The sequence below is a fragment of the uncultured Nostoc sp. genome (assembly GCF_964247315.1).
Taxonomy (GTDB): Bacteria; Cyanobacteriota; Cyanobacteriia; order Cyanobacteriales; family Nostocaceae; genus Nostoc.
The window spans coordinates 1-4,469 of sequence record NZ_CAXTTT010000229.1 but is presented as its reverse complement, the minus strand read 5'-3'; the positions used below and the strand labels follow the sequence as shown (position 1 = coordinate 4,469).

The following is a 4,469-nucleotide window of genomic DNA, read 5'->3' as shown; positions in this document are numbered from 1 at the left end:
CATCCGAAACAATCGAATTGTCATCCGAAACAATCGAATTGTCAGCCGAAACAATCGAATTGTCAGCCGAAACAATGGCATTGTTAGTCAAAACAATGGCATTGTTAGACGAAACAATGGCATTGCAGGGGGTTGCATTAGATAGCGTGGCGATCGCAATTACAATCTAAGGAGTTTATAGTAAGTTTTGAGAATCATTAAAATAATACAATACTACATACATTTGGAGTTTTAATGAATCCTCATAAGCTTTTACCTACCTTGTCTTCAATCACAACATCTGATGAGTGGTACACCTACTACAAAGCCAATGCTGAGTTTCAATTAGAAATCCCTTGGAAGCGGGGTGCAGAAATCACAGAGGATGAACAAAATGCCATAGCAGATTCTTTAGCAGCTTGGCAGTTGGGTGAGACATCAGATGGGTTGCACTTACTAGCTACTGCTCAAAACTATGCACAGCGCATCAAAGATCCCAGATATGTTGATGTAATTGAACTATTTATTAAAGAAGAACAACGTCACGGAGGCGACTTAGGACGGTTTCTTGACCTTGCTCAAATTCCTCGGTTACAGCGTAACTGGGGCGACACGCTGTTTCGGAAAATACGCTATGCAATCCCAATGATGGAGATTTGGACAACTCCCGTGATTATGGTTGAGACTCTAGCATTGGTTTATTACAAAGCAATTCAAAACGCCACAAATTCCCCAGTTTTAAAGCAATTGTGTCAACAAATATTGAGAGATGAAGTAAAGCATATTCGTTTTCAATACGAGCGTTTAGCAGTTCTACACAGAAACCGCCCTGCATGGTTAAGGAAGCTCACTTATCTTATACAGCAATTTCTTTACTATGTACCAGTGATTCTAGTCTGGATTGGTCATCATCACGCACTTAAAGCCGGAGGACATGGTTTTAAAAGTTACTGGCGGGATGCTTGGGTAAAAATGAATTTTGCTTGGGAGCGAATGAAACCAGAAAGATATCAGTGGTAGCATAGTCTATGTGTGAACTTCCTGCACAGACAACACTAAGAAAGCATCACGCTGACATCAATTGCTGGATGCGCTGTGGTTCTTCTCCCAGCCAATCTGGATTTTGGGCGGTGCTGTCAAAGATTGATGAGGTTTTGAACGGCTCAAACTCGCCGCGTGATGCCGCTTCTGCCGTTTTTGCTAAGAGCGATCGCACTTGCTCGTCGTTCATTGGCTGGAACGTCCGCACTGCTTCAAAAGCTTGCTCTAGAATTTCCATACTGTCAATTCCGGTAATCACAACTGATGTTGGCAGATTCAAAGCATAGTGCAAACACTCAATTGGCGTTACAGTCTTTGACCGTAAAAGAATACCATTTGCCAAGCTTTTCATCCCCAAAACACCGATATTTTGTTTCACAAGTTCCGGTACAACCAGCTTTGCAAAACTCCGGTAGTGGGCATCCATTACATTCAGCGGCATTTGCACTGTATCAAATTTAAACCCGTGAGCAGCTGCAACTTCCAGCGTATGTAAATGAATTTGGGGATCTTTGTGCCCAGTGAAACCGATGTATCGCAGTTTTCCAGCTTCTCGCGCTTCAATGAAAGCAGCATTTGCCCCTTCTGGGTCAAAAATTCGATGGGGGTCTTCGTATCGAATCATTTCGTGATGCTGAACAAGATCGATGCAATCAACTTGCAAGCGTTTGAGTGATTCGTCTAATTGTTTTGCGGCTTCTTTCTTAGAGCGACCATCGATTTTCGTCATCAGAAACACTTTATCCCGGTAGCCATCGCGTAGCGCTTTTCCCATGCGAATCTCGCTGACTCCACCGTTGTAATCCCAACTGTTATCCATAAAGGTGATGCCGCGATCGATGGCTGTTCTCACAATGCGGATACCCAATTGCTCATCAACGTGCTTCAAGGCAATATGCCAACCACCCAATCCGATAGCGGAAACTTTCTCTCCTGTGCTACCAATAACTCGGTATTGCATTTCTGAATTTGACGTAGTTCTTGACATGTGTTCTCCAAGTCTTTCAGCTATTACTCAAGTACATATAGCCATCTGCCAATTCAAACACAAGGCAAAGTTGACAATATCTTGCTGAAGATACACTTTTCGGCGAGATTAGGAAAATACTCAAGAAGCCAAAATATAGCAAAGTGCTGAGTACTGAGTGCTGTTAGCGTCAGCGGGGCGTTTAGCCCGTGCTGAGTAAAAACCCAGTATTGTCAAGGCTTTGAGCGATTAACACTGTCCTAACATTAGTGACTACGGCTATATCGATGGCAATTTAGAAAGTGTGAGGTAAAAAATTGAATTGATGTGTTAAGCCCAGACGTATGACGGTAGGGAATTAGCAGCATTACGCTGTGCGAAGGAGTGTCAGAGTTTGTCGCCAGACATAGCTAAAGTATCTTATCTCAACGAACTCCTAACTCCTAACTGCTAACTCCTAACTTTATTTACCACTATAAAAAAAGGCAATTTCTTTCTCTTTTAGCGGTGCGAAACCAGCATCTACGAGCAATTGGTCGAGTTCTGCTTGGGGAATGTGTTTTGCGCCAATTCGCACAATGCGCGATCGCATCGTATTAGATACACCACTGCGCTGTCTATTGCCTTCTAGCGCCATAACTTTACCATAAAGTTCTAGCTTGGCAGGCGGAATAGGAGAACCATCAAAATCAATTCCCTGTGCGATCGCTTCATCAATCGCATCAGCCCCTGTAGTAGTTTGATTCTCTGGGTTAGTTTCGGTAGGCATGGTGATTTTCTCTTCTTCGCTATGGGTAGATTTTACCAGCCTTGCTGACACCAAAGCTGCCAACCCTCAAACTCATACCAATTTGAAAATCTCTAAAGACGCGATTCATCGCGTCTTTACCCAAGAATGTGTTGCAATCACTAATTGAATTGGTATCACATGAGACTAATCACGAGCTTGTCGCGTCACCACACCACCAACAAAAGCCCCTAAGATAGTGCCTGTCCAAAGTCCTGTTGTGCTACCTTGCCATATTGCTCCTGGTGTCATCCAAGCGTTGCACATCTCCTTTAAACCCCAAGGTTGGTTTTGGCATTTTTGGCTATGCAGCATTATGGTGATTTGCCCACTGGTGTAAGCACCAAAAAAACCTGATAACAGCGCCAAGAAAGTGCAAATTAAAATTCTGTTTTTTGTCATTAGTCATTGGTCATTTGTCATTGGTCATTGGTCATTTGTCATGGGAAAGAGGACAAGAGGAAAGACTTGTTGCAAATTATCACTTAAGTTACTTGTCTCCCCTGTCCCATGCCCAATGCCCCATGCCCCACTCCCAATCAACCTGTATTTCTCATCCCAGCAGCAATACCATTAATAGTTAACAATGCTCCTCGTAGTAACTCGCCTTTGCTGTAACGAGAATGAATTACTCCAGAAGTAGCAGTAGTATTTTGAGACTGGCGTAGGCGCTTGAGTAGTGAAACTTGGATAAATCCCAAGGGGACAATTGTGCCATTGCGTAACTGCACAGAGCGTTGCAATACAGGATCGCCATCTAAGAGTCGATTGTGATCGGTGATTTTTAACACCAAATCTCTTGTTAGATAAAACTCGCTGGCAATTTGGTCAAAAACTTTAGCAAAACGAAGTTGATCTTCTGGTTTTGAGAGTTCCTGGACGTAATGGTGTGCCATTTGTATATCTACTTTTGCCAAGGTCATCTCGGCCTTAGAAATTACCATTTTGAAGAATGGCCACTTAACGTAAAAGTAGCGGAGTAATTTTAAGTGTTCTTCTGGTTCTGCGTTCAAGAATTCTTGTAACGCTGTGCCAACACCGTACCACGAAGGAAGCAAAAAGCGAGTTTGTGTCCAGCTAAATACCCAAGGAATAGCTCGCAGACTACTTAAATCTTTCTTACCAGATGGACGACGTGCGGGGCGGGAACTAATTTGTAGCTGACTAATTTCTTCAATGGGAGTTACTTCGTGGAAGAAATCAACAAAATCAGGCTGTTCGTAGATTAGGGCACGATAATGTTGACGCGATCGCGCTGCTAATTCTTCCATAATCTCATTCCAGGGTTCAATATCATCAAACCCTGTCCGCAGCAGGCTAGCTTGAATCACAGCAGTGGTGATGGTTTCCATGTGATACAAAGCTAAGTCCAACAAGGAATATTTGGAAGCTAAAACTTCTCCTTGTTCGGTAATTTTGATTCGCCCATTGATACTATGACCTGGTTGAGCCAAAATCGCTTCGTAAGCAGGGCCGCCACCCCGTCCCACAGAACCGCCGCGTCCGTGGAAAATCCGTAAATTTAGATCGTAGTTTTCTGCTATTTCTTGCAGTGATTTTTGAGCTTTATGAATTTCCCAGTTGCTGCTTAAAAAACCAGAGTCTTTGTTGCTGTCAGAATACCCCAGCATTACTTCTTGCAAGTTGGGGGTGACGGAGGAGGAGGGAGGGGAACAGGGGAGCAGGGGAGCAGGG

At 43.5% G+C, this 4,469-nt stretch carries 6 protein-coding genes; 2 read left to right on the top strand and 4 right to left on the bottom strand.

Features of this window, described 5'->3' with window-relative positions; genetic code table 11:
- Positions 1-234: 234 nt before the first annotated feature.
- On the top strand, positions 235-999 hold the full coding sequence (locus tag ACFE93_RS34025) for a hypothetical protein (protein WP_375480452.1): 765 nt from the start codon (positions 235-237) through the stop codon (positions 997-999).
- Positions 1,000-1,045: 46 nt separating this feature from the next.
- Here the strand turns inward: ACFE93_RS34025 and ACFE93_RS34020 are convergent, their stop codons facing one another.
- Together ACFE93_RS34020 and ACFE93_RS34015 are read right to left on the bottom strand one after the other, a co-directional pair.
- A complete protein-coding gene (locus ACFE93_RS34020; protein ID WP_375480450.1) occupies positions 1,046-2,008 on the bottom strand; it encodes an aldo/keto reductase in 963 nt (320 codons plus the stop codon).
- Between the two features lie 442 nt (positions 2,009-2,450).
- Complete coding sequence (locus ACFE93_RS34015; RefSeq protein WP_375480448.1) at positions 2,451-2,756, bottom strand: DUF4090 family protein; 306 nt, start codon at positions 2,754-2,756, stop codon at positions 2,451-2,453.
- On the opposite strand from ACFE93_RS34015, the gene ACFE93_RS34010 reads away from it, so the two are divergent.
- Positions 2,755-2,904, top strand: a complete 150-nt coding sequence (locus tag ACFE93_RS34010; RefSeq protein WP_375480446.1) for a hypothetical protein — start codon at positions 2,755-2,757, stop codon at positions 2,902-2,904. The genes ACFE93_RS34015 and ACFE93_RS34010 overlap by 2 nt on opposite strands.
- Positions 2,905-2,921: 17 nt before the next feature.
- Here ACFE93_RS34010 and ACFE93_RS34005 read toward each other — a convergent pair whose 3' ends face one another.
- Positions 2,922-3,176, bottom strand: coding sequence for a hypothetical protein (locus ACFE93_RS34005; protein WP_104908328.1), 255 nt, complete (start codon positions 3,174-3,176; stop codon positions 2,922-2,924).
- 137 nt (positions 3,177-3,313) lie between these two features.
- Positions 3,314-4,469, bottom strand: a 1,156-nt coding sequence (locus ACFE93_RS34000; protein WP_375480444.1) for a phosphoenolpyruvate carboxylase, incomplete at its 5' end; no start/stop codon positions are given.

Bases quoted from the DNA above. Each gene is read 5' to 3' on its own strand.
- ACFE93_RS34015 (WP_375480448.1), bottom strand. From the start codon at position 2,756: ATGCCTACCGAAACTAACCCAGAGAATCAAACTACTACAGGGGCTGAT.
- ACFE93_RS34020 (WP_375480450.1), bottom strand. From the start codon at position 2,008: ATGTCAAGAACTACGTCAAATTCAGAAATGCAATACCGAGTTATTGGT.
- ACFE93_RS34010 (WP_375480446.1), top strand. From the start codon at position 2,755: ATGGTGATTTTCTCTTCTTCGCTATGGGTAGATTTTACCAGCCTTGCT.
- ACFE93_RS34025 (WP_375480452.1), top strand. From the start codon at position 235: ATGAATCCTCATAAGCTTTTACCTACCTTGTCTTCAATCACAACATCT.
- ACFE93_RS34005 (WP_104908328.1), bottom strand. From the start codon at position 3,176: ATGACAAAAAACAGAATTTTAATTTGCACTTTCTTGGCGCTGTTATCA.